Source organism: Bradyrhizobium sp. ISRA430 (genome assembly GCF_029909975.1).
Taxonomy (GTDB): domain Bacteria; phylum Pseudomonadota; class Alphaproteobacteria; order Rhizobiales; family Xanthobacteraceae; genus Bradyrhizobium.
This window is the reverse complement of sequence record NZ_CP094516.1, coordinates 7,123,458-7,148,293: the sequence shown is the minus strand read 5'-3', so window position 1 is coordinate 7,148,293 and position 24,836 is coordinate 7,123,458. Positions and strand designations below refer to the sequence as shown.

17 protein-coding genes and 5 pseudogenes are annotated in these 24,836 nt (G+C 59.0%); 11 read left to right on the top strand and 11 right to left on the bottom strand.

Annotated features, from left to right (window positions below; all coding sequences use genetic code 11):
- The first annotated feature begins 76 nt into the window (after window positions 1-76).
- From MTX21_RS33755 to MTX21_RS33740, 3 genes and pseudogenes are all read left to right on the top strand, one after another.
- On the top strand, window positions 77-1,534 hold the full coding sequence (locus tag MTX21_RS33755) for a radical SAM family RiPP maturation amino acid epimerase (protein WP_280968857.1): 1,458 nt from the start codon (window positions 77-79) through the stop codon (window positions 1,532-1,534).
- A gap of 984 nt (window positions 1,535-2,518) precedes the next feature.
- Window positions 2,519-2,743: a hypothetical protein gene (locus MTX21_RS33745; protein WP_280968855.1), complete on the top strand. Its 225-nt coding sequence runs from the start codon at window positions 2,519-2,521 to the stop codon at window positions 2,741-2,743.
- Between the two features lie 1,625 nt (window positions 2,744-4,368).
- Window positions 4,369-4,695, top strand: a pseudogene (locus MTX21_RS33740) (3'-5' exonuclease); the annotation flags it as partial.
- Between the two features lie 373 nt (window positions 4,696-5,068).
- Here the strand turns inward: MTX21_RS33740 and MTX21_RS33735 are convergent.
- The 3 genes from MTX21_RS33735 to MTX21_RS33725 all read right to left on the bottom strand — a co-directional run bounded on the left by MTX21_RS33735 (window position 5,069) and on the right by MTX21_RS33725 (window position 7,400).
- Entirely contained in the window at window positions 5,069-6,178 is a 1,110-nt protein-coding gene (locus tag MTX21_RS33735) for an IS630 family transposase (protein WP_280964225.1), read from the bottom strand.
- A 361-nt stretch (window positions 6,179-6,539) separates the two neighbouring features.
- On the bottom strand, window positions 6,540-6,671 hold the full coding sequence (locus MTX21_RS33730; protein WP_280968854.1) for a hypothetical protein: 132 nt from the start codon (window positions 6,669-6,671) through the stop codon (window positions 6,540-6,542).
- Window positions 6,672-7,043: 372 nt separating this feature from the next.
- Window positions 7,044-7,400 (bottom strand): hypothetical protein, encoded by a 357-nt coding sequence (locus MTX21_RS33725; protein WP_280968853.1) that lies wholly within the window; start codon window positions 7,398-7,400, stop codon window positions 7,044-7,046.
- Window positions 7,401-7,642: 242 nt separating this feature from the next.
- Between MTX21_RS33725 and MTX21_RS33720 the strand changes: the two genes are divergently transcribed.
- The 4 genes and pseudogenes from MTX21_RS33720 (at window position 7,643) to MTX21_RS33705 (ending at window position 12,042) form a co-directional block, all read left to right on the top strand.
- On the top strand, window positions 7,643-7,936 hold the full coding sequence (locus MTX21_RS33720) for a helix-turn-helix transcriptional regulator (protein ID WP_280968852.1): 294 nt from the start codon (window positions 7,643-7,645) through the stop codon (window positions 7,934-7,936).
- Window positions 7,937-8,197: 261 nt separating this feature from the next.
- Window positions 8,198-8,658, top strand: a pseudogene (locus MTX21_RS33715) (integrase core domain-containing protein); the annotation flags it as partial.
- Window positions 8,659-9,079: 421 nt separating this feature from the next.
- Window positions 9,080-9,517, top strand: a complete 438-nt coding sequence (locus tag MTX21_RS33710; RefSeq protein WP_280968851.1) for a hypothetical protein — start codon at window positions 9,080-9,082, stop codon at window positions 9,515-9,517.
- 1,103 nt (window positions 9,518-10,620) lie between these two features.
- Window positions 10,621-12,042, top strand: a complete 1,422-nt coding sequence (locus MTX21_RS33705) for a hypothetical protein (RefSeq protein ID WP_280968850.1) — start codon at window positions 10,621-10,623, stop codon at window positions 12,040-12,042.
- A 248-nt stretch (window positions 12,043-12,290) separates the two neighbouring features.
- Here MTX21_RS33705 and MTX21_RS33700 read toward each other — a convergent pair whose 3' ends face one another.
- On the bottom strand, window positions 12,291-12,680 hold the full coding sequence (locus MTX21_RS33700) for a hypothetical protein (RefSeq protein ID WP_280968849.1): 390 nt from the start codon (window positions 12,678-12,680) through the stop codon (window positions 12,291-12,293).
- 502 nt (window positions 12,681-13,182) lie between these two features.
- Between MTX21_RS33700 and MTX21_RS33695 the strand changes: the two are divergent.
- The 4 genes and pseudogenes from MTX21_RS33695 to MTX21_RS33680 form a co-directional block, all read left to right on the top strand.
- Window positions 13,183-13,467: pseudogene (locus tag MTX21_RS33695) on the top strand (transposase); the annotation flags it as partial.
- Between the two features lie 175 nt (window positions 13,468-13,642).
- Window positions 13,643-13,819, top strand: a complete 177-nt coding sequence (locus MTX21_RS33690; protein WP_280968848.1) for a hypothetical protein — start codon at window positions 13,643-13,645, stop codon at window positions 13,817-13,819.
- Window positions 13,804-14,297, top strand: a pseudogene (locus MTX21_RS40145) (transposase); the annotation flags it as partial. The gene MTX21_RS33690 and the pseudogene MTX21_RS40145, both read left to right, overlap by 16 nt.
- A 69-nt stretch (window positions 14,298-14,366) precedes the next feature.
- A pseudogene (locus MTX21_RS33680) lies at window positions 14,367-14,934 on the top strand (IS3 family transposase); the annotation flags it as partial.
- Between the two features lie 221 nt (window positions 14,935-15,155).
- Here the strand turns inward: MTX21_RS33680 and MTX21_RS33675 are convergent.
- From MTX21_RS33675 to MTX21_RS33645, 7 genes are all read right to left on the bottom strand, one after another.
- Window positions 15,156-15,899 carry a 4'-phosphopantetheinyl transferase superfamily protein gene (locus MTX21_RS33675; protein ID WP_280968846.1) on the bottom strand — a complete coding sequence of 248 codons (744 nt, stop codon included), beginning with the start codon at window positions 15,897-15,899 and terminating at the stop codon, window positions 15,156-15,158.
- A gap of 2 nt (window positions 15,900-15,901) precedes the next feature.
- A complete protein-coding gene (locus MTX21_RS33670) occupies window positions 15,902-17,014 on the bottom strand; it encodes a SagB/ThcOx family dehydrogenase (protein ID WP_280968845.1) in 1,113 nt (370 codons plus the stop codon).
- Window positions 17,015-17,082: 68 nt separating this feature from the next.
- A complete protein-coding gene (locus tag MTX21_RS33665; protein WP_280968844.1) occupies window positions 17,083-18,537 on the bottom strand; it encodes a 4-hydroxyphenylacetate 3-hydroxylase N-terminal domain-containing protein in 1,455 nt (484 codons plus the stop codon).
- Window positions 18,538-18,577: 40 nt separating this feature from the next.
- Window positions 18,578-19,405 carry a hypothetical protein gene (locus MTX21_RS33660; protein ID WP_280968843.1) on the bottom strand — a complete coding sequence of 276 codons (828 nt, stop codon included), beginning with the start codon at window positions 19,403-19,405 and terminating at the stop codon, window positions 18,578-18,580.
- Between the two features lie 94 nt (window positions 19,406-19,499).
- Window positions 19,500-20,636, bottom strand: coding sequence for a 3-dehydroquinate synthase II (locus tag MTX21_RS33655; RefSeq protein ID WP_280968842.1), 1,137 nt, complete (start codon window positions 20,634-20,636; stop codon window positions 19,500-19,502).
- 58 nt (window positions 20,637-20,694) lie between these two features.
- On the bottom strand, window positions 20,695-22,686 hold the full coding sequence (locus MTX21_RS33650) for a cobalamin-dependent protein (RefSeq protein WP_280968841.1): 1,992 nt from the start codon (window positions 22,684-22,686) through the stop codon (window positions 20,695-20,697).
- 31 nt (window positions 22,687-22,717) lie between these two features.
- A complete protein-coding gene (locus MTX21_RS33645; RefSeq protein ID WP_280970878.1) occupies window positions 22,718-24,835 on the bottom strand; it encodes an AMP-binding protein in 2,118 nt (705 codons plus the stop codon).
- Window position 24,836: the final 1 nt, after the last annotated feature.

The window sequence follows — 24,836 nt, the reverse complement described above, 5'->3', positions numbered from 1 at the left end:
TGAAAGCACGCCTCGTCAGGAGTGAGATCATTGCTTTCAGGCTTAGAGATGCGGCTTCAGGGCTCACCCGTAACGTATGACGCACACTGCCACCGAACACTGCCGACAGATTTTTGACCGGCGTACCCCCGAGCAACTGCGCACGTTGTCGCACGTCAAGCGCTTCATGGAGCGGCTGGCTGGTGACTTGCAGTTCCGCAGGGCGCTTTCGGAGAACGTTGATTCTCCTCGAGCGGTAACAGAGCGCTACGGCATCGAAGTCGACCCAATGAAGATGCTGCCGCTCTGGCGCGGCGGCTACCTGAAACACCGCTTCAAGCCGGAGTCTACGCGCTGGCCCCTGGCTATGATGTGGGACGAGTTTATCTGCGAGATGTTGCGCCATCGCGACCTCCTGCGCGAAGAGGGCGAGATGTCGACGATCAACCCTCGCTTTCATGCTTGGCGCGAGCGCCAAATCCGGCGCTGCAACGACGAATTGGGCAGAACGGCGGCGTCGGTCACCTACCCCATCATCGCTTTCGAGCTGAGCGACGGCTGCTCCGTCGGTTGCTGGTTCTGCGGCCTCTCGGCCGACCGCTTCAAAGGCTATTACGAATATAGTGAAGAGCATGCAGCGCTTTGGCGCGGCGTGGTTGGTATCGCGAGCGAGATGTTTGGATCGGCAGCCCGTACTGGTTTCTGCTACTGGGCCACAGAGCCTATGGACAACCCACACTACGACCGCTTTCTATTCGACTACTATCAGATCACGGGCGCATTGCCACAAACAACGACGGCGGCCCCGCTCAAGGATCGCGCACTCACCACGCGCGTGCTCGAACTGTTCAAGCGCTATCGCGCCGTGACGAATCGTTTCTCCGTGCTAAGCACAACACATCTCAACCAGATTCACATGGCGTTTTCGCCTGAGGAGCTGATCGGTGTCGAACTCGTCCTGCAGGGCAAGGAGGCGCTGACTGCAAAGGCTTTTGCCGGGCGCGCGCGCGAGCGGAGCGAGAAACTTAGGGCCGCTAACAAAGATGATGCAATCGCCTTGCTGGAGGGCGATCACACGACGATCGCCTGTGTTTCCGGCTTTCTCGTAAATATGCTGCAGGGACGTTTACAGTTGGTGACGCCGGTGCGGGGTAGCAAACGCTGGCCTCTCGGCTACCGCGTCTTGAGTGAACGCTTCTTCAGGACGCCTGACGAGTTCCGGGAGGGGCTGCAGAACATGATTGACCAGCATATGCTCGAGAGTCCGGCTCCCGAACTGCCGATCCGCTTCCGCAGGGACCTGCAATACAAGGCCAGCAACCGATCCTTTCATCTCCGCTCACGCAACATGGAACACCGCGTACTCGACGACATCGCTCCCATTTCCGTTGGCCATCTAATCGCGTACGGCAACTGCACAGCGTCGGAGCTGGTTAGGCAGGTCACGACTGACGGAACGAGCGTGCTCGCAGTAGCCGACCTGCTCGATCAGTTATACGCGGCCGGGGTGATTGAAGAGGACTTAGACGACAGCTTCGCCTGGCAGAGCAGCTGACCTGTCACAGCGCTTTCATGCGGTTAGAGTCTCGGATTTTCTACGCCAGTGGGTCCGCCCGAAGAATTTCATTGTCGAGTTGCCCAGGCGAACGGTGCGTGATGCCCCTGCAGTTCCACCGCGCTGTCGAAGACATGGAAATTTGGAGTGCACGCAGCGGCGGCTACTCGTTCGTTATAAGCTTGCAGAGCCCGACGGGTCCTGGCTTTCGCGGAAGGTTCGGCTACGTCGCTTCGTGGCGTCCGCTTGACCAGAGCCGTGGCTCGATCAGGGTGCTCGGCTCCCCGCTGCAGAGCTTCGCTGAGGCCAAGGACGCCTGCAACAGTGTGCTCAATTACCTGAGAGACTGAACTGATTCCTGGTCGCTGGAAATGGGAGCATCTTAAAGATGCTGCAGTCGCGCCGGGTGCTACCCAGGATGTTCACCGGGTCGGGACGTACTTTGTAGCGATTGAGATTATCGCGGTCGATTTGAGCGGGCGCTACACGTTCTATCCGTCGGACCGGCTTGCTTCCAAATCGACCTCATGTGGATGATCTTGAAGATCATCTGCCGTCCCTCACGCCCGTCGGGGCAAACATGTTCGTCGAAGGCTCGACAGATTTGTTCGCGTTTCCCAATCCGGTAACTAAGCCGTACCTCAGGATCGTGATCCACAAGACGGCCCTAGCGAACGGCTAGGCCACCTACCGGACTATCCACGAAATGATCAGCACTATCCGTACACGGTTGCGAGCCAGAACAGCTTGATGACAAGGGCGGGACAGGTCGTGACACCGTAGTCTCAATAACTTCATGCCGCTGATCTTTGCCGTCCTGCCAGACCTGTTCCGATGGCGATTGCAGGCACTGTACCCATGAGTCCGCTAGTCTTTGCGGGCGTCGCGGTACTCTTCTTCCGGGTAGGCGTGGCGACGCTCTGCAAAGAGTGCGTTCCAGCCAAAGACAAAAGCGACTGATCTGCCCGGGACCGGAAAAAAGCGATGACGCCACAGCAACTCCTAGCCGAGCTGCAGAAAACGACCGAGTTGCTGGACTGGATACTGAAGCTCGTGCCGCCCGGCGGCGGTGGGTCGAACCTATTGTGGGCGCCTCCGGATCTGGAAGCACAATTCAAGGTCCTTGGCATTGCGGGTGGGACGTTTATCGATCGCTACCCCTCGTTTCTGAAGCGGACAGACTGGGTGCACAACGCCTTCGAGAATTGATTTCGAAGTCTCCGGCTCTCCGCCAAACCTGCCGAGCGGGCGCGGGGATCGCGTCCGGACCGTCAACGATGCGGAGTTCAACGGACACGTCTACTCCTCCAGGTCATCACAAGGACTCGGCTACGTGATCGCGTTGCCGATGGGGGCCATGCCGTTAATCTCGAGCGATGCCGAAATGCTCATGCTGCCCGCCGACACAAGTCTATGCGACACGCTCGGAAACGCATTGACCAAAAAGGGGGTTGGAAAGGATTCAGAGCCGTGGCTGCTGCGGCTAAGGCGTCGGCTGGTCCGCTTCTCCAGCCGGCCCGATCTCGCCAGGAGGTTCTCTAAACAGATCGGCTGGCAGTTCGGAATGATGATCCACCGGTACGTTCACCTCGGGACAGCTGACACGCCGGATGTGATCAGGGAACTTGGCGCAATTCCACTCGTCACCGACGTTCGGCGTTGGGGGCACCCACTTGAGGCTGGGCGCAACGTAGATTCTTCGCGATCCAGTTCCTTCTCCTGCATGAGTGCGGGCATGTGGCGGCTGGAGCCCTGTCGATCGAGAAGACAACAGATGCAAGTCGCTTCGAGATGGAATTTGCTGCTGATGGTTTCGCGTTTCGGGAACTGATCGGCTCTGCCGATGGAGATGATGTGGCTATATCGGGCACTCTGGGGGCGTGGCTGATCCTGACCAAGAGACCGCGCCTCGGTCACATCCACCGGCAAGGGAACGCCCCGAACGTCTCCGCGCCTACTTGCGGTCTCGAGAGCAGGAACAGCCGTCAATGACGCGCGCCCTGGAAGTTTGTCGACGCCATGGCGAGTATGCAGAAACGGCTTTTTGAGGAAGCGAAGTCGGCTGGCGTCCTCACCATGGAGTCTCCGCTGTCGCGGTTTCTAAGCATGTGCGCAGAGACCGGCCGGCATGAGATGTTCTACGACCAGCTGCCGCGATGGCTACTATTTGGCGCGCCTTCGCGCCTCTGCCGGGAATTGGCTCGCCTGCCCGTCTGCATGGAGCGAAGGATTAAGAACGATCAGCAGGATGGCCGCGCAAAAAGAGCAGTTGGGGCTAATAAACTGGATGTTCGATGCGGCTCTGGCCGCGCCGAGCAACTCCTTGTCCAGAAAACTTCAGGCCTTTTATGCGAGAGCGCGAGCGGCGACCAATAGTTGACTGTCTGCTTTTCGGCGCTCGTCGACGGATGCTCGACACTTAATACCGGAGGACGCCCTGCGTTCAACGCTCGGCTGGCGCTCTACTTCCAGCCTTCTCGATCACGTCGCAGTGGCGGTGCTGTTTGGATGATACCGCCTCCTGACTTCGCAATCGCGGTTGAGGTCGACGACGTCAAAAGCAATGCGGTCAGTGCGGGCCGCGGAAACAGCCGCGAACGACCCCACGTCTTAAAGAACTCACGCTCTGTCCAGCCTTTGACGGTGCAGCACCGAAGCAGTCGGGCAACAGTCTCACAGCACTTTGCACCAGCGCACGATTGTTAATTTGCGTCGCCTGCACGATTCAGGCCTGCTCTCTCTCCAAGCCAAACAGAATATAGAGGGAGGGCGAGGATGATCGTACGGGCCGGTCACTGTTGCGTTGCTGCTGATTGCCCTAGTTTAGGATCCGAAGCCTTCGCTTCTGGGCCGTGTTCGAGCACAAGGCATGGGGTTGCTCGGCGACCGAGGTGGAATGGCGCCACCATGGATTCGCGGGAGCCCAATACCTGTTGAACGGTGCCGGCTTCTTTCACCATGCGCACAGGCCGTCGACGACTGTCACGCCCTCATCGAGATCCTGACTACCATCCGCAGGCGCGCCGGCGCTGCTAGAGCAAGCCCGAAAGAGAACGGTAAGGATGTCGGCCGAGCAGTCGCCGTTCGATCTGAAGGATGTCCTGAAACGTCGCGGCTACAGATGGAGCGACGGCAGGCCCAGATCCTGGTACATCGACGTCACCGCGTCTCGAATGGCGATCAGGTCAGCCGGATTGCTGGGCTGGCGTTGAAGCGCGGCAAGTCAGTGGACTTCACCGGCTATTGGCAGCGGGATATTCCATAGAATTCCCTTTTCAAGGGTCTGGCATGCTGGCAATATGTTTGTACAATTTCAGGTAGTTAGAACATTGGCATGCGACGATTCCAAAGCACGCTGCTTTTTGTAATTTTCCCTCTAGTCGGGAACGTGATTCTCGCAGTTGCGGCTTTCATATTCAATCCCACTGATTTCCGCGCCAACTTGCAGATGTGTTATTTGACGATTGCCGCCGTGCTGATGGCAACGGTGGTCTCGTTCATCGGCTTTAGAATTCATGATCTAGTCACGTGAATCTAAAGTTCACCACATAAAGTCTGGTGGGCTTTGTGGCAGAAGCGTTTGACGGAAGCCAAGATCTGGTCAGCAGACTTGGTCCATTTGAAGGGCTTCGGATTTTTGTTGTGCAGGTCGATGAAGGTACGGATGTCGGCCTCGAGCTGCTTGACGGAGGTGTGAACACCTCGCTGGATTTGCTTTCTGGTGAGTTCAGCGAACCAGCGCTCGACCTGATTGATCCAGGACGCAGAAGTCGGCGTGAAGTGGACATGATAGTGCGGCCGGCGAGCGAGCCACGCTTTGATCTTGGACGTCTTGTGGGTGGCGTAGTTGTCCATGACGATATGGACAGCGAGCCCCTCAGGGATTTGAGCGTCGATCTCTTTGAGGAACCTCAAGAACTCGACTGCCCGATGGCGCTTGTAGCATTTGCCGATGACGAACCCCGAGGCGACATCGAGCGCTGCAAACAGCGTGGTCGTGCCATGCCGCACGTAGCTGTGCGTGCGACGTTCCGGCACGCCAGGCATCATCGGCAAGACCGGCTGCTCGCGATCGAGGGCCTGAATCTGGCTTTTCTCGTCGATGCTGAGGACAAGGGCTCGGTTCGGTGGGGATAGATAAAGGCCGACGATATCGCGTACCTTGTCGACGAACAGCGGATCGCTCGACAACTTGAATGTCTGGCTACGGTGCGGCTGCAAGCCGAACGCCGACCACATTCGGCGGATGGTGGTGTGGGAAAAGCCAGTTTCCGCCGCCATCGAGCGGATCGACCAGTGCGTCGCGTCGGTCGGCGTCGTCCGCAGCGTCCGCTCGATCACGGCGGCAACCTGATCGTCGTCGATGGTGCGAGGGCGGCCAGGGCGGGCTTCGTCAAGCAGGCCATCACAGCGATCCTTCAAGAATCGGCGGCGCCACTTGCCAACGGTGTGTTCGTGAAGGCCGAGTTCGGCAGCTACAGACTTGCTGGGCAATCCATCCGCGCATCGCAGGATCGCGCGGCACCGCTCAGATAGCGACCGGGCAACACGATGACGACGAACTTGCCTCTCCAAGTACGTCCGCTCCTGCGGACTAAGCACCAACGGCGCAATCGGCCGGCCTCGCACACCTGCATTCGCCACTGGCGCTCTCCTCTCTAGAGATTCGAGCAATCAACTAATGCGACGAATTTGCGTTCCAGACGACTAGGACCAAAGCGAACAGTGCTCGCTCTGCTAATCCAGAGTGGCACTCTGATTTTTGTTTTTGCAGGGATCTACCGAGGCTTCGGACTGCTTTACGGAGACACCCCCATTTCCCTCATCGATGACGGGCAGAGCGCACTTTATTTTTCAGTCATCACTTGGACGACATTGGGCTATGGGGATTTCACGCCGCCACCTGAATTGCGATTGATCGCCGCAATTCAGGCACTGCTTGGGTATGCGTTTTTTGGAATCTCTGTTGGACTTGGAACCGCTATACTTTGCGAGAAGCGATCGTCTATTTCAAAATCACAATCGCCATCACCAGCGGCACCAAGGACAGCACAATAGCCGCAATGCGCGCCACCGTCTTAGACGGGTGATCCCTATCGACAATCCAATGTGTTCGTTCATACCGCCATGCGGTCATTGGTGCTCTCCGACCTGAAATTAAGCCGCACTGGAAGTTGCAATACAGATACTCTCGCCCAACCGAACGGCGAAAGCAATCAGTTTGTTCCGCGTGGAGATTGGCGGGTTCATCCTAAAGTGAGGTAAATTGAGCGATTTTCAACGAAGTAACCAAGAATTAACCATTGGAAAGCGCCTATCAAAAGCGCCTATCAGATGACCTGTCAGCGGCCAAATGTGGGCTCGTTTAGAGGATGATCGACCAGTCTCCAGCGATATGGCCTAGCCTCGCCAACCCGCTCTACGCCCTTACCGTCATGGTTGGACAGGCTGTGCTGGATACCTAGCGTCATGGGCTCCGTGGCCGTCCTGAGCAACGTCCAGCGCCCTCCTATAGCGCCCTCCTATAAAGAGTGCCCCGCTTGACCCAGCGGTTTGGTTTGCGCCGCTTCACGTTGATGCCAGCCAGGTTGTAGGCCGGGTCGAGCATCTTGATGACGGCCTTCACGTGCCGCATCTGCTCACTTAGTTCTTCGTGCTTCTGCCGGTTCTCAAGGATGGCCCCGGCTAGCTCGGCGTGAAGCCGTTCAAGCGTAAAGATGGCCGGGCGGGTGTACGGGTTAGTCGTGAGTCTGTGTCGCGCCATAGTGATCTCCTTGCCGGGGAGATGTGCGCGACATTCAAATTGCTTGTGGCGTTTGCGCCATAATACCGCGCTTTTCAGCGCGGGCATAGAAACGACCGCCACGGTGCTCACCCGGGCTGCGGCACGGTCGTCGTGCGGCGAGACCCGCAACCAGGAGCGGCGAAGTCGTTCAGATCACTACGGTCAGGCTGGTCGCCGCGGCGCGGGGCGAGACGAGCGCCGACCGCACCAATATGAGGTTTAGCTCATTATACCCAGAGTATTAGGTAAAACCAATATCGGCCGATATTGCGTAAAAATCATATCCGTCCTATATATCTTAAATCTCATACGGGATGACCGGCATGATTTTGAAGACAATCAGCGACTTAGGACTTGCCGTCCGGGAAGCCCGCCATCGGCGGAAGCTGACCCAGAAGCAACTCGCCCAGACGCTGGGGACCACCCAGGAGTGGATCTCGCAGTTCGAGACCGGCCGCCTGGAGAATCCGAGCCTCGGAACGGTGCTAAAGGCCTTCGCCACGCTGGGGATCAACCTGAACATCGACAGTGTGCCGGGATCTCTACGGAACGACGACTTGGATACCGGTGATCTGGCGCTCGACGAGCCGAGCTTCCTCAAGGGACGGCGGCGATGAGCAAATTCATGAACGTCCTGATGGGCGGGGTCCCGATCGGCCGTCTCGAGCAGATGGATACCGGCGTCCTCGCCATCGAGTACGCCGATCGTTGGCGCGCGGCCGACAGGGTTCAAATTCCGCTTTCGATGTCCCTGCCTTTTGCCGCCAAGAAGCACACCGGCGCGAAGGTAGCCAACTATCTCTGGAATCTGCTTCCGGACAGCGACCAGACCCTGCAGAAATGGGGACAGATCTACGGCGTGCCGCCGAACAGCGCGTTCGCTCTCAGGACGGCGCGTCGCCCGCGAACTGAAGGCGATCGTCGAACGACGTGGCAATCCAGGAATGATCGTGTCCGACCATGGCACCGAGTTCATCTGCAACGCCATGCTGGCCTGGAGCAAGGACGCGGCCATCGACTGGCACTTCAGTGCGCCGGGAAAGCCGATGCAGAATGGCTTCATCGAGAGTTTCAACGGCCGGATGCGCGATGAGCTGCTCAACGAGACCCTGTTCTTCGATCTGGATGACGCCCGTGCCAAGCTTGCCACCTGGGTTGCCGATTACAATATTCGGCGGCCTCACTCGTCGCTGAAATACCTCACCCTGCGGCCTACGCCGCCCACCTCACCGCAACGGACGACCGGCTACGCAACCCCGACCAGCTCCGCCGATCGTCCGTTGCTCCACCCACGCCAATTGGCGTACAAAACCCCGAGACTCTAACCGCGGCCGGATGAAAGCTCGGCGGCAGGTCAGCACCTCCCGATGAAATTCACTGGCCGCTCTAACTGGTAGGGTTTCATTGTGTTGTTTCGGATCGCTGTTTTCGCGGCGTGCCTTTGCACGCCCATAGCTCGGGCCGTTGCAGGTGAACAGCAAGCTGTTGCGTGTACGATCAACGGAAAGTCTGTAAGCGCGGCGGACTGCTTGGCAGCGCTCACTAAGCAGGTGGGTAGCGCCCCTCCTCCGACAACTGCTGGAGCAAAGCCGACCACAGTATGGGCGCATGCCGCTCCGCTGAAAAGCAGCCCATCTTCCCCTCTCCCCAGCCTAAAACCTAGGCCCCCCGAGAAGGCCTACAATACGTGGCGCTGGGACAATACCCTGCTGGTCCGCAATTCCATGGACAACCTGGGTTCGTTCAAGAGCCCGTCCTCCTTGAAGAAGGCGACGGGCGCAGAGTTCTCTTGGGCTCGCGATGGAATAGCGCATAACGATGTTTGGACCGCGCGTGGGTTGGTGCCAGAGCGCCTGTTCAGTTGGGAAGAGCCCAGCCTCCTGCCCTATATCACTCATGCCCTCATTGTCCGCTACGCAGTGTTCGACCGACTCGCGAACACCAACCCCGCGAAAGCGACAAATAGCGTCGACGATTTGACGGGCGGCCTCTCCGCAGAGCTCGCCTTGGCGAACTTTCTCCAGGCAATGCACTATTTCCGCTTTCTCGCCGAAGAAGACGGCGACTTTGCAGGTCGTGCTAAGAATTGGAAGGTCGGTCTCGAATACCAGCCCTTCGGCAATCCCACTCCAGAGCAGGAAACAGCATCTTCGCATATCTCGGCACGCCGCGGCCGCTCGGCCCATACTGGTTTTTGACCATCTCTCCAAAGTTACGCGTTGAGTATCGGGAGAGCCAGGACGGCGCTGTCGATCCGATCTTTTTCCTGCACAATCAGGTGCTGACTCACGTATGATCTCGATCCTCACGGGTATCTGGGGCTCACTCTCAGCTATCGTAAAGGAAAGCTCGAAACCACCGGCGCGAATGTAGATCCGGTCAAGGTTTCTCTTTCTGCGAAGTTCGGTGAATAGAAGTTGCCGACGACGAGCGCAACATCAGATGCGGAGTTGCAGAATGTCCGCAGAGCCAGACGGCTACACCAAGTGGGTCTTTCCTAAAGAAGGGCCGGGTCATGAGGTCTACACTACCGGGCAAGGCCCCAATGTAGTCGTGCTGCACGAACTGTTCGGGCTCACCGACCCATGCTTGAAGCTCGGGCTTCATCTTGCGCGAAACATTCCTGCAAAGGTGCACCTTCCGTTGCTATTTGGCCCGGTGAAGCCAAATTCGATCGAACGGCTAAAGAATGGTGCCAGGGCCTGTATCAGCAAAGAAATCCATATGCTTGCCCGCAACGAGACGAGTCCAATCGTTGGCTGGTGCCGCGCTCTGTGCGACCAGCTAAAGGCAGACGATCCATCTTACCCGGGCGTAGCGGTCGTTGGCATGTGCCTAACGGGAGGGTTCGCCCTGGCGCTCATCGCGAACGCGTCCGTTCGGGCGGGCGTAGTCGCTCAGCCGAGCCTTCCCTTGTTTATTCACCGGGCTTCCCTTGGCCTCACAGATGACGACGTTTCTGACTTGGTCAAAGGAGCGGACCAGCACGAGGGCCAATGCGTGCTCGGCTTACGTCATGAACGCGATTTCATTTGCCCGTCTCAACGGATGGCTACGATCAGAACGCTACTCGGTCCGAGATTTAAAGAATGGACGGTCCCCGGGTGCGGCCACTCAACGCTGACGGCCGGCAAGTCTGAGGGGGCCCTCCAAGAGACCATCGCCTTCCTGTCAGAGCGACTTGGAGTAGCGGGTAAAGTATAGTTGGGGTTTTGGAGGGGTGGCGATCATTGCTTCGTTCCAAGCCCGTTACCTTCACAAAATCTCTGTCTTTTAGGTCGTGAGCTTGACGAGGCGTCAAATGGCAGCACACTCAACGGAACCTGCACACAAAAAAGAGAGCAAGGCGGACTACGTCTATTCTCTTCATGGGATCAGGACCAACGCGTTCTGGCAAACTCAACTCGAGCAGCAGATTGAGAAGAGTACGGGTTTCGAGGCCGGCGCTCGCAATTACATGCGGTTCAGCACGGTCATGTTCGTGCTCAAGATTATTTTCGCAGCCAAGCCGCTCCGACTGGTGGAGGGAGATCTTCTCGATCTTCAGGAGCGCTACCGCGTGAACGTCATCGCGCATAGCTTTGGTACGTGGCTGCTTTTTAACGCGCTGCGCGAGAACAATAAGTTGCGGGTGCACAATATCATAATGTGCGGCTCGATCTTCCCAAGGGCATCCTCAGCATGGCGGCAGCTCAAGTACGGTACCGGACAAATATCCGGCAATATCGTAAACTTCTGCGGCGCGCGTGATCCATTTCCGGCGCTCGCGGAACTTTTATCACGCGACTACGGCGCTTCAGGTGTCGTGGGCGCCGGCGATCCCACGGTCGAAGACTCATTTCACGACGTAGGGCACAGCGGATTTCTAACGCCAGAGTTCTGCTCAGAGTACTGGATCAACATTCTCGCGTCTAAGAAATATACATTGCAGCCAGCTCCGGTTAGACGGCAATGGTACATCCCGGCAATACTCTGGAGCGCCACTCACCGCGGAGCGTTGCTGGTCGCACTTAGTGCAATCGCGGTTCTGGGATATTGGCTAAATCAATCGGAGTATGCGTGCTGGTGGCGCGATTGCTACGTCGATGTTGTGCGAATTCATAACTTTGGGAGTTCGACGCGACAACCCGGGTCTCCGCGCCGCTACGTTGATCAGGTGTCGTTCGAATACTCGTACAACTTCAATCGATCTGAACTGGTGTTCCGTGCTCCACGCGACCGCAATCCTGTCGTGACCAGCCTGATCGGCGACAACTTGGAACGTATCAAGCCGCAGGAAAGTGTCGAGAGGCTCTTCACGGGTGATGATACCGCTTCCAGGGAATATCTAAAATTCAGATTGCCCGTTCGTGATCGTCGGGCAAATTTCTCGGTTGAGTTTGCCAACGACTCCAGCGAAGCACCGGACGGGATAGAGGTCTTTGCGGATAGGACCATACGCAATCTCAAGCTCCAGATCTTTCTCCCGGATCAGGTATCACTCAGTCCTCCAAAAGGCTCCTTTAGAAAAGGCGTCCTCATTAAACGTCAATCGCGTGAAGACGTCGGCGCGAGGAACTGTCAGTTCGACGTGGATGGTCGATCGGTTAGCTGCACGGATCTGAACATCCCAAGCACGTCCGGCTTCTACTATTGCTTCGACGTGAAGGGCTGGAGCGGTCCGCAAGACGTGCAGGAGGTCAAATTAAGCGAGTGCAGACCAAGCGGAACGGCGAAAAAATAAACCGGCGCGGTGAATGCTCGCGCCGGCTTGAAACTCGTGCATGCGCCCTGGGGCATCTATGCTTAGCCGCAGGGATCGACCTGGATCATGGTAGCCTCCTCTCGACTATCGATAAATATAAGTTCGCGCCCCTGAATGTTCAATGAATGGATAAAACTGCAATAACAATAATAACTTACGGAGCGACGGCCACATCTAAATACCAGGGTGGGGTTGATAGCGCGCAGCCCATTTGAAAGCGGAAGCGGCTACACCGCCTGGATCAATACAGGTCCTTTGGGGATGAAGTTTTTTAGGTACAGATGGGGCTTCTCGAACCCACGAAGTAAGCTGATCTTCACACCGCGGGTCATCCTTTCGAGTTTCGTGACTTCCCAAAACACGACCCAATGCCCTTGGTTATCCATCGGATACTTCAGTGTGCTCCTGGGTCGGTATTTCATTCCATCGCGGTGCGCACCATTCACCGCTCGGTTGAAACCTATAAACCGGCCGGACCAAGTCGGAGGGCTGATCGGGCTTGTTGCATCGGACGCATAGAAGAGCACGTCGCATTCAGCGCCTTTCAGTAGCTCCTCAAGCTTATAGAACAGCTCCCAATTCTTGCTTCCAAACGCAACCTTACGAGCTTCTTCCACCGTAGCCTGTCCCGATCTCGGCGACGGGGGCCAATAGTGCAACACTCATGTTCATCCCTGCATATGATGGTTCTTTTTGCCGCCTTACTAACAGTAGCAGCTACGACGGAAGCCCGAAGCAATTAAAATTGGCGAGCGGATCGGAGGCCGTTCAGTCACACCGAGTAGCGCGCCAGATGCCGAATCTCACCGTCGAATTTTTCGACATCCGACCAATTGATGCGGGGTGCTTGTTTCTCAACTTCTCGACCGCTGTCGCATAGTGCTCAAGCGCGTCCGCCGGCATTCACCCGTGCCCGAAATCCAATTCGGGTCCGTTTCCCACTTAGGCTCGAACTCACGCAAGGTAATGACATTACCCTTTGGTGGACAAATGGCTCGGACCAGTTCGTCAATAAGCTGTTCTGCGGTCATCATTCGCATGACACGCTCTGCTTCTGGTATGAAACTCCTCCGAATTGATGGACACCTGTAATAAGCTCGAGGAGCCAGGAGGTGTCGAATGGAAGGACGTCAACGTCGGTCGTTTACGGACGACTACAAGCGGCAGGCGGTTGATCTCGTAGCGTCGAGCGGGCGCTCGATCGGATCTGTGGCCAAGGAGCTTGGCCTGCGCGATTCCGTGCTGCGGCGGTGGGTGTAGCAGCGCGGGGCCCGGCTGGAGCCGACGGCGGCGACGCGGCGCCCCACAACGCAGGCGACGCTGCCGTCGGCGGACCACGCGGCAGAGATCGCGCGTTTGCAGCGAGAGAACGAGCGGCTGCGCATGGAGCGCGACATTTTAAAAAACGGTCCAGCACCGTGGCGCGCCTGTGCGGCGTAGAAACAGCCTTGTGTTATCCTCGATGGCTGGGAGGGTAGCGGCCGGTCGATTATTGGAGGCACAATTCCCGTTAAAAAACGTGGTCCATGGGTGCATGCGAACTTGAGAGTGGTGACGTCGCCCTGGCGCGATTAGGAAGATGACGATTGGCATTGCCCAGACCCTCCTGCTCATCATTGAAGGGAGGATTGCCGTGCTCAAGAAGAGGACGGCCGGCGACTGCCCGGAACTTAGGCCGGTCAACGTCGGGGCCGCCGCTATCGACATCGGATCAAAGATGCACATGGCTGCGGTGAACCCCTCGGCGTCGATCTGACCGAGATCCATGGGTTGGGTCCATCACTGGCATTGAAGCTTGTCGGTGAATGTGGCACCGATCTGAGGGCATGGCCGAGCGCCAAGCACTTCACCTCCTGGCTGTGCCTTGCACCGGGCAGCAAAATCTCTGGCGGCAAGGTGTTGTCCTCGCGCACACGGAGATCGTCCAGTCGGGCGGCCGCACTGTTGCGGTTGGCAGCAACAACCGTCGGACGAAGCGATACGGCGCTCGGTGCATTCTATCGCCGACTGTCCGCACGTGCGGGTAAGTCAAGGCGGTGACAGCGACCGCCCGCAAGATCGCAGTCTTATTCTACAACACCCTCCGGCACGGCATGCACTACAGAGACCCCGGCGCGGATCATTATGAGCAGCAATATCGCGACCGTGTCCTCGCCAACCTTCAGCGCCGAGCCAAATCTCTGGGCTTCGTGTTACACGCAACTCCAGGCGAGCCCGATCCGGCTGTTTCTTAGGAAGTCGATCGCGATCTTTGCTGGAACACGGACATGAGATTCCGCTTCATCGAAGATCGCCGCGCCGATTATCCGGTGACGCTCCTGTGCGACGTGCTGGGGTCTCGCCGGCCGGCTATTATGCCTGGCGCTCGCACCCGGAGAGCCGACGATCTGCCGCCAATCGTGACCTCGTCGACGACATCAGACGGGTCCACCGCGACACCCGCGGGCGTTATGGCAGCCCGCGCATCCATGTCGAGTTGAAGGCGCAGGGCGCGGGGCGAGCCGTGGTCGCATCGAGCGGTTGATGCGGCGTCACGGTATCAGGGCGATCATGGCGCGGCCACGCCGCGTGCGGACCACCGACAGCCGCCACGACCTGCCGATCGCCCCGAATCTGCTCGACCGCAACTTCATCGCCACTGCTCGGAACCAGATCTGGCTGGCCGATATCACCTACATCGAGACCGAAATGCCCCGATGGAGAGCTTCTTCCACACCCTCAAGACCGAGCTCGTCCATCATCGCCCGTACCAACCCCGTGCCGAGGCTCAGCGCGATATCTTTGCCTTTCGAGGGCTTCTACAATCGAACCAGGCTCCATCCCGCCATCGAATATATCTCTCCGATCCAGATGGAGCTAAAAGCTGCTTAAACCCGTCCACTTTTTCGGGGGAAGATCAGACCTTGGCTGCGTCTAGCGACTCGCGTTTACTTGCGATCATGATCCTCAACCGCACGCTGACCCGCCCCATCCCAGTAACATCCCACACAGGAACCACAACAGCCGGCCCACTAGTCTAGCTGGCGCCCACACTTCACGAAGAAGATCGCGCTGGGCAACTCCACTTCAACCGCGATGCAGAAGAACAGCAGTCATGGCAGATCCTCAGCAGAAATCAGAGAGAAACTGATGTCATTCCCCGTTGTTCGCACCGCGGCGGCAGCAGAGTGTGTGTGCGTTAAGGTTTTGCTCCAGAATCGCCAAGCGCTGCCATCGTCCTCACTGTCCGCAGTGACGAGACACCGGCGCGTCCCATCAAAACCAGAAAACGAGATATTGCGAACGGGATAAGATATCCCCAGTCCCCGCCCCTTGAGGTAAGCTTCCTTCAGAGTCCATATCTCAAAAAACCGATGCCGCCGACACTCCTCCGTCAGCGTCATTAGCGCCGATAGCTCCTCGGTAGCGAGAACACTCGGGACCAAACGACGATAATCGACCCGATCGATCCGTTCGACATCCACGCCACAATCGGCCCGGCTAGTGACGATGCACGCGACCAGTCCCTTGGTATGCGACAAGTTAAAACGGATCGGTGTCGATGACGGCCAAGCCAGCTCAGGTCGTCCTCCCTTAGCAAGGGCAAAGCAGAGCTCTCGGGGATCCACTCCTAGGTAACGAGCAAGCACGAGCCTCAGTAGGCCGTGACTGAAGATGTACAAGTCGCGATCGCGATCGAAGACGAAGCGCAGAGCGCGCTGGCGCTCCTCTTCATCAAGGACCTCACCTACCGCGTTCCGCAGCCTTGTGCTCGCCTGCTCGGGTCGGCTCAGAAGGATGTCGATGTGTTGCTCCCGAATCCCTCGCCCCGTACCCTGCTCCGCCACCCAGCGCATGGCTAATGCTCCACAACTGACCAATCAACCAGGTCGGCGATCGTTGAAGCTTCCGAACGCGTCCCAATCGCGACCGCATAGATCGCAGACTCCATCACCGGATCGATATCGAGCGCGTCCTCAATGACGGCGTCATCTAATGCGCAGGTGGGCGCGGCGGCAAGGTCGTTTGCGGTAGCCGCCAGGAGCATGTTTTGCGCGATGTGTCCGGCCTCGATCAGCACCACGCGAAATCCCGTCGGGTGCCGGTATTTCCATGCTGTTCTCGCAAAATTTGCAACCAGTAGGATCAGCGCTGCCGCGCCGGAAAACCACACTTGCCCGCCAAGAACCGCCTCGACCAAAGGAAGCTTGTCGAGCGGCGTCGGCGCCAGCGAATTCTCGAGCGCTGAATAGTGATAAACGCCGCGCGGAAGATTTCGGACATTGTATGCGAAGACGTAGGCCTCGTAGGGATTTCTGGCGCCGCCCGACGGCGTCATTTTAAGCGGAAGCTCTCCGATATCCGTCATCGCCAATCCCACGATGCCGAGGCCCGAAAATAGGCAGTCGCGCAACTGCTCCTTTGTGATCGCCGCTTCGGGGCGCCCGTCAAAGCCACGATAGCTGCGGCGACGTTTCATTACTGCAAAACATCCATCGTCCCGCGGTGGCGGCAGAGAGACGACCCGAGCGTCACCTGCGTTAGTCTTGAAGAGAGATATCTGCGGCAATGTTCGAACCCGCTCGGCCATCACTGCGATGCTGCTGCTTGCATCAAGGTATTGGGTGTACTTGATCGAGAAGTGGTAGAGGCCAGCTATTGGTCCCCACGCCCACTCCCGATCGTACTTCTCGTTCCGGTCTCCGAGTGAAGTGCCAGCGACAATCAGGAAGCCGTAGTCCAGCAGCCGTATTACCTCCCTCGCGACAACCGAATAACTTCCCACCTTGTGACTCAATTCGCTGACGCAGCTTGATAGCGGTCTCCAGTCGGAGAATGCGCTCAGTATAGCGATGCTGGTAGGATGCAAATGTCCGCTCATGCGTGACAGGAAGTCGTATCCGGCAATGCCGTCCGCCTCGAAATTAAGTAGCAAAGCCCTCGATCGTCGCACAGGGACCTCTCGAAACATGCGGTTCTCCCAACGCCTTCCTTTGCAGCCTGAAACGGCGGACTGTGTCCCCTGTCGGTCTCATGAGGTTAAGGATCCGGATATGCCCGAATGACATTCAGCATCCGCTCGACAACCGACGTTTGATCAAACGTGAGAAAAAGATTGGTGCGATTACGCGCGAGATCACCGCGATGCCAGCGTTCGTAGAGGTCCTGCCGCGCCGCTGATCCGTCGCCGACGAGGTCCCAGGCAAGGCGAAACAGCCGGGACTTCTCGGTGACATTGATCGATTTGCCGCGCATGTAACGCTCCAGAAACGGTCGCAGCGCGGGTTGCCTCAAGTCGGCTTCGCTAGGCTGCATGACCAAGCCTGACGCTCCGATGCCGCGGACGATCTCCTGCAACCGAGGCGCGATCTGCGCAGCAAAGCAGCTGAGGGGCAGATCACTTCCCGGCGCCCACAAGCCGCCTTCGGTGCGCCGCGCATCCGCTTCCATGCCGCGCAGGCCGAGACGGACCATTTCCGTATACATGACGAGTTCCCCCAGACTCTCGCGAATGCCGCGAAACTCGTCCACGCCGATCGACCTTGCCATCAGTGTCGCCGCGGCAACAAAGGTCACAAGCTTCTGATGGAAGCGCACCTGGCTCGCATAGAGCGACCAGGCATTGATGCTTGCCAGTCCACGGGTCGCGACGTCGCTGTCGTAGAGCAGAAAGACTCTGTTCCAGGGCACCAGCACGTTATCGAAGATGACCATCGCGTCCTGCTCGTCGAATCGACGCGCGAACGGGTGGCCGTGCCCGCTCTGATGCAGGGAAAACGGCTCGCGACAGAGCACCCTGAGTCCTGGCGTGGGTAGCGGAACCGCAAACCACGAGACGAACTCGCGCTGCCCGCGCTGGGCGTATGAAGCCGATAGATAGACGAGGAGTTCGTGCGCAAATGGGGCGAGGGTCGCCAGTTGCTTGGCACCGCGAACCACGATGCCGGTGCTCGTTTCCTTGACCACGCGCAGCGCAAGATCGGGATCGATGGTGGGGTTGCTTGATCGATCTATCTGTGGGTCCACGATGCTGTGCGTGATGGCGAGATCGGCATCGCGACAATATTCGTAGTACTCCACCGCGTTTTGGCCAAATTGGGGATTGACCGACGCGAGGCTGTTGCGGAAATCGTACAGTCCCACGACAACGCTCGCCATGAAGTCCGGTATGCGGGCCATTTGTCCCCAGGTCTCCCTGGACCAGTGCTCCGTATTGCGGCGCCGCTTCAGGAGGTCGTTCGGTGTTCGCGGTAAGAGGTAGGAGTAGCTAACGCGCCTTCCGCTTTCGGGCGACACGAAGGTCATGATCTCCTGGGTCCCGCTCTGATGCTGCTGATCATAGAGGCGGGCCAGTTCGTCGCGCATGCCGCCGAACGCGGCATGGCTGGTGACATCCACCCGCTCTCCGTCGAGCCAGACCTCTCGCTCATCTTTGAGACTGGCAATGTAGCGCGCACCGGAGAGGACACCCTTCAATTCCATGCTTCCGTACATCTGAGGCCCGCTTCCTCAATTCATGACTAATGTCTTAGCGCTACACCTGTCGCAGACGTGCTTCCTGCCGATCGGCCGCGCCGGTGCTGCAGACCGCTTCATGCAAGAGCCGCAGCGCCCTGCTCTTGTCGGCATGTTGAAACACGTTCCGCCCGACACACATGCCCGCAGCCCCCAGCGCGACCGCGTGCGATGCGACGGCCAGCAATTGATCGAGATCGCCTAGCGGACCGCCCGAGAAGAATACGGCGATATCGTCGACAAGCCCGTCAAGCAGCAACGGCATATCCCGAATCGAGGTCGGCGCCTCGATCTTGACCGCGTCCACGCCGAGCTCGCAGGCGATGCGAATGAGATGGCGCATCCGGGGCGACCGCTGCTCAGGAGCGGTCTGGTCCTTGTCGTAGATCATGGCCAGAACTGGCAGCCCCCAGGCCGAGGCCTCATCGACGATCCGGCCGAGGAGCTTGAGGTTGTGCGCGGCGTTGTCGCGTCGGAAGTTGAGCTGCAGGGACACACCGTCGCAGCCCAAACGCAATGCGGCTTCAGTGGTCGTCAGGATTTCCTTGGTGTCGGGCTGCTCGGCGAAATCCGGCATGCCATTCACGTGCAGCATCAGCCCGGCCGCACCAAGCGCGCGCGCTTCGACAAGCCTCGCCAGCGTCCCCTTATGCGCAATGATTCCGTTTATCGAGGGGTGGCTGATCCACGTGCCGAGCGCATGGATGCTTTCGAGTCCCGCAAGGGGCCCCCGGGTCAAACCGTGGTCGATGGGTAAGAGCAACGATCGACCCGAAGCACGATCGGTGAATCGAGACCAGCGAGTCTGCTTTCCAATGCTCTGGCTGCACAGGGTTGCTGTCTGCATTTTTCCCTCACTGAACCGCATCGATCTGTCTACGCCTTCCCAAGCTCCCAGCGCTGTTGTCGACCCGTCTGGGAAGCGTTGTACGGCGCGAGGATCAGCGCTCTAAGATCGTTTCGTCGACGCGTATCCCGACATGCCGCCCGGGCCTTCCCAAATGGCCGAGTACCCTGTCGCCGGGCTTCATATCCGACAGGCAGATCGGTTGGCCACGATCGGAGTAGATCCTCACGTGCCAGTCGTCTTGCAGAAACAAATTCAATATGGCGTCTTCGGCGAACCCGACCTCGATCAGCCGCAACGGGCGAACCTCGGTCTTGACCCGGCCAACCCGAGAATTTCGGGTGCTGCCGTCAAGGCCGACTACCATTGCCGGGCTTCCGGCGCGCAGCTCGCTGAGATAGTTGGTCCGGCCGCCCGGACCGTAGACGTAACTATGAATGGCTCCCGCATTAACGCGGAACGGACGCAAATCCATGTAGGGCATGGGGAAGACCTCCGGGCAACACAGAAGGCCGCCATGAGAGGTCGACCCCACCAGCATCCCCTCGGTCTTTGTGAACATGGTGACGAGATCGACGCAGCTCCGATGGCCCATCCCGGCCGAAGAGGTACGCAACACTGTGCCGGTGCTCAGGATGACCTTGCCCGACCGGCAGCTCTTAAGACGTTCAAGAAAGTCGTCGAGTGCGCCGGCCGTGCGCGGTGAGAACATAACGCAATCCGGCCCGGATTCCATGACGCCTAGACTGAGGATGGCACCGTCCACATCCTGCGGATCGCTAACGATCCTGACCAGGCTGGTCGAACCGCCCTGCAGCGTTGCGATCGCAAGTTCGAGGGGAATATTGGTGACGTCCTTCAGCTGCAACAGCAACCACCGATACCGGCGTCCCAACTCGATTGCGTCGCGGAGTTCGCCGGCGCTTGCGACCTCGGCACGCAGGCAGCGCTCGAACTGATGCGCAGGCGCCTCCTCGAGAACCTCGACGGATCGACTGGCCACAATCCAGGATGGCTCGTCGGGCGCCCGCAGCCAGCCCGCCTCCACAGCGCTTCTCAATTCCGCTACGCTGTCGATCTGCAGGACGCGACGCAACCGCCCTGGAGCGGCCTGGTGAATCTTGTGCGCCTTCTCGGGATAGAGAAGGATCGCGCTAAACGGCGGATCCGCGATCCGCTCAAGAAGCGGACTCAATGTCTCAGCGTCATACCCGGCGGTATCAAACCACACACCAGGCTCGCGTGTTGCGGACAATCCTGCGCAGACAGCCTGTATTGTCACGGCGCACTCATCCTCCGCTCATTGCCTTGCCGACTGCGGCGGGAGCCAGCTCTGGGATGTCCTGCTGCGGCAGGTGCCGCCAGGTCGGATAGTGATTGCCCATCTCGAGGACGAACAGCCGGCACTCGTCCCAGTATTCCTTCTGGGTTCGCCGCGCCATTCGATACATCTGGCCGCACTCGTGATCGATCGCGATCACGGTGCGCTCCATGACCGGAGCCGTCCGCTTTCCTTCCCGCAGCAACGCGGCTTCGCGAGGAATGTCATACGGACACTCGATCACCCATCCCCGCTGCCGTTTCTCCAGCACCTTCAGCCGACGCAGGTGGCCCGTCGAACTCAGGAGCGTGTTACGATAGACGTAGGGACGCGCCAGCATGTCAAACTCGACCGCCGCCGCGATGGTCTCTGCAAACGGCCCACCGAAGAGATCCGGATTCCCGGCAACAAATTTGAGCAGGAACTCGTCGAACTCCGTCCGGAAATGCAAAACCTGTTCGATCAGGTGGCCGGGCCAGGACAGCGTCGAATAGATCTCGTCGATCTTCTGGCGGCCGAGATGCCACAGACGCGACAGCTCGGTGCCCGACGACTGGTCCATCCATGCCTGGAAGCGCGCAAAGATATCCCCGCGCGTCGCGACGCCCAATCCTTCTGCCAGCGTGCAGGTGTGGTAGAGCGCACGGCAGCCGTGCAGAATGTGCACCGCATTCGTGTACAACAGCCCTTCGACCCAATCGGAGAAGGAAACATCCCGCGTCTGAATGACCGTTCTGGCGCTGCTGTTTTGATCGCCACTCGCGATCGTGACGATTCCGTACTCGTCTTCCTTGCCGTTGTAGCCAACATTGTTGAGCCAGACGAGTGGATATACCGATAAGGCCCGCGCATCCATGCGGGAGAGATCCTGAAGTCCTTTCTTGAAGGTGGCCAGCGTTTCTCCCGGCAGTGGCCAGATCAGCTCAATGAACGAGGCGATACCCAACTCGTTGGTCCGCGCCTGCAGCCGGTAATAGCTTTCATGGCGAATGGCATCCCTGCCCGCAAGCTTCAAGGCATGCTCGTTCAGGCTCTGCAGCGAGAGCGGCTGCACGGATAGCACCCCGCCATGAGCCAGCGTCTTGGCGACCTCGAGGGCACGCTCCGGATTGTTCTTGGCGGAGCTGTAGCGCACGTAGCGCGGATATCCCATCTCCTCCTTGGTCTTGACGAATTTGCGCGCCAACTCCACATCCTCCTCGAAGATCCCGAAATTGGCGTCGCAGATGTAGACGGAGCGCGCCTTGTGCTGCCCCAGTAATTCGATTTCGGCGTGCAGGCGATCGTAGCTCGCGCGTGTGATCTTCTGGCCCGTCGCTCCACCCCAGAAACAGAACTCGCATTGATAGGGACATCCGCGGTTCGTCTCCAGCAGCGCCACCGAGTAGTCCCGCCTGTCAAAGTATCCTTTCAGGAAGGGAGAGGGAATCTCGTCGAGCGACCTGATGCGCGCATATGGCTTTGTCGTCTTCAGTTCGCCACGCTGGAAATAGGAGACACCTCCGATCTGGTCGAATGCCGGCGGGTCGCTGAGCAGGACGCGCAGCAGGTCGCGAAATGTCTTCTCGCCCTCCCCGTTGCAGACCAGCACATTCTCCCAGCCGGGATCGATGAAGTCGGCGGCCCGGTTCAGGACCTCTGTGCCGCCCAGAACAAAGGATGCGCGCGGCATCAGGTGGCGAAGTGCCGGGAGGACGCGTCGGACCAGGCCCGCATTCCAGACATAGATGCTGAAGCCGACGAGGTCCGGCTGCGCTTCGTAGATGTCGGTAATCAGCTCGGAGGCGGATATCGCATCGGCATACATGGTATACAGCTGGATGTCCCAGCGTGCCTCCAGATCCGGTTCGGCCATCGCGTAGGCCTTCAAGTATCCTCCCGCCAACGGAATGACGCGCTCCATGCCGTTGAGATGCACAAGCATCGCACGCCGTTTGTCTCCAAAAGCCAAGGCGTCCATGCCGTCCTCCCTGCGCTGCAAAATCTCCAATTCAAACAGTCTCGACTACCGCGCTGCCTTCTACCCTGAAGCTGACGCTCCCCATGGCCTTGGTCGCAACGCAGCCGGCCTTCGCCAGATCGAAGCAGCGATGGACGGCCGCGAGCCGCGTCGCCTGCGAGTTCGGAACAATGACGGACGGCCTGTGGATGATGGCATGCAGCTCAGGCGGCATAGAGCCGCGAAAGATCGCTTCGGTCTCGAGCTTGATGCTTGCTACACCGATGCGGTGTGCGCGCAGCGTCGCCGCGAGGGTCACTAGGAAACATCCGCTTGCGGCTCCGACCAGCATCATCGAGGGCGACACGCCATCGCCGCTTCCCCCGGCCGCTGCGGGCGCACCGATCGGGCAGGACATGTTGCCCATGTCAATGACGCCCGAACCCGAATAATCACCCCGCCACTCGCCGCGAACGGCGGCGGAATACTGCTCCGCGCCCACCCCTGTCGCTTGCGCCGGCGCATCTGTTGCGCCCGCGTTGGAGGTCGCGCTTGCAGTCTGAGTGCACTTGAGCTCGGAATGCAGCAGCTGCCTCAACTGCCCCTTGAGGACCTTGCCGGTGACGCCGACCGGCATCTCCTGCTGAGTGACGATGCGCAACCTGTCCAAGGATCTCAGCCCCCTTGCAGCGAGCGCGCCGTCAATATCCGACCGCAGGGCCTCGGCGCGGCTACCCTTCGCCAACACGGCGAGACAAATGACTGCGACCTCACCCGGCTCGGTCTCGATTGCGACCACGCTGCAGTCCACGACTGCATCGACCGCATCCATGATCGTCTCTTCATAGAGCAGCGTGTAGATCGGCCCGTCCTTGGCCATGACGGCATCCGGCACGCGATCGAGATGATGGAAGCGGCCGAGCTCGTCCCGGTACGCGATGTCGCCCGTCAGAAAATAGCCATCGCGATGCGATCTGCCAGTCAATAGCGTGTTGTTCCAGTACCCCGCAAAGAGCCCGGGCGACTTCACGGCTAACATCCCCGGCTCGCTATCTGCGAGTGCCTTGCCGTGGGCATCGAGGATCACCGCATCGACCCAGGGACGCGGCTCTCCGACGCAGCGGGCGACGCTCTCGTCCGAAGAATGGATCATGCTGAAAAGCATCGATCCCATCTCCGAAGACCCGAGACCATCGATAAAGCGCGAGCCTTTCGTCCAGGCCTCGCCTGTCCAGCGCGTGCCGAACGATGTCAAGCGACGAATATGCCTGCCGTGTGCCGCGTCACCGAGATTGATCCACATGGCCATCGAGCTCAGATCGTATCGCTCTGGCTCGCTGGCGAGCAGATCGACATAGGTTTGCGGGAAGGCAACGATGGCAGTCTGGCGATGCCGCTCAATGGTCTCAAGCACCGAGCGGCCGTCGAGATCCGACATCAACATCAATTCCTCGCCGTTCATCATTGCGATGGCAACGGCGGAGATCGCCGAATTGTGGGACGCAGGAAGCGCGCAGATCGCACGCTGGGTCGCCGGATCGCGCTGCGTCTCCAGTGATCGCGCGATCGGATAGAAGAAGTCGCTGTGACGGAGCTGGACGGCCTTCGGAATTCCGGTCGTTCCCGACGAATGAGTGATCAGGCACGTATCCGTGGCATGATGCAGGTAAGGCCTGGCATCGCCCAGTGTTGCGTCGCGCAGATCGCTCTCCACGACGATGAAGCCGAGCTGGACATCCTTTTCGGCCTGCAGTGCGGCTCGCCTGGCCTCGTCGGTAAATACGCCGGCCACGCCGACGAAATGCATGTAGCGGGCGGCCGCGCTCTGATCCATGCGCCCGTTGACAAGCGCGGGAATGGCGCCGAGCCGCGTGAGTGCCAGGAAGTGCAGCAGACATTTCGGACCCTGGTCGCAGTAAACGGCGATCGGATCTTGCGGCTTGACTCCGATGCTTGCGTAGCGGCGGGCGTAGCTATCCGCCAGGCGTCCCCAGTCACCCAGGGTCAGGTCCCGGCACACCTCTCCCCAAGCCGTCTCGAAGGGGCGGGCGCAGATGATGGATCGCATATTGTCCGGATAGACCTCGAGAGCCTTCCAAAGGAAGTTGCCGATGCCGAGATCGCTCTCGCCTCGCAGCCGCGCCCTTGCCGAGCGAATATCCCTGCTCATC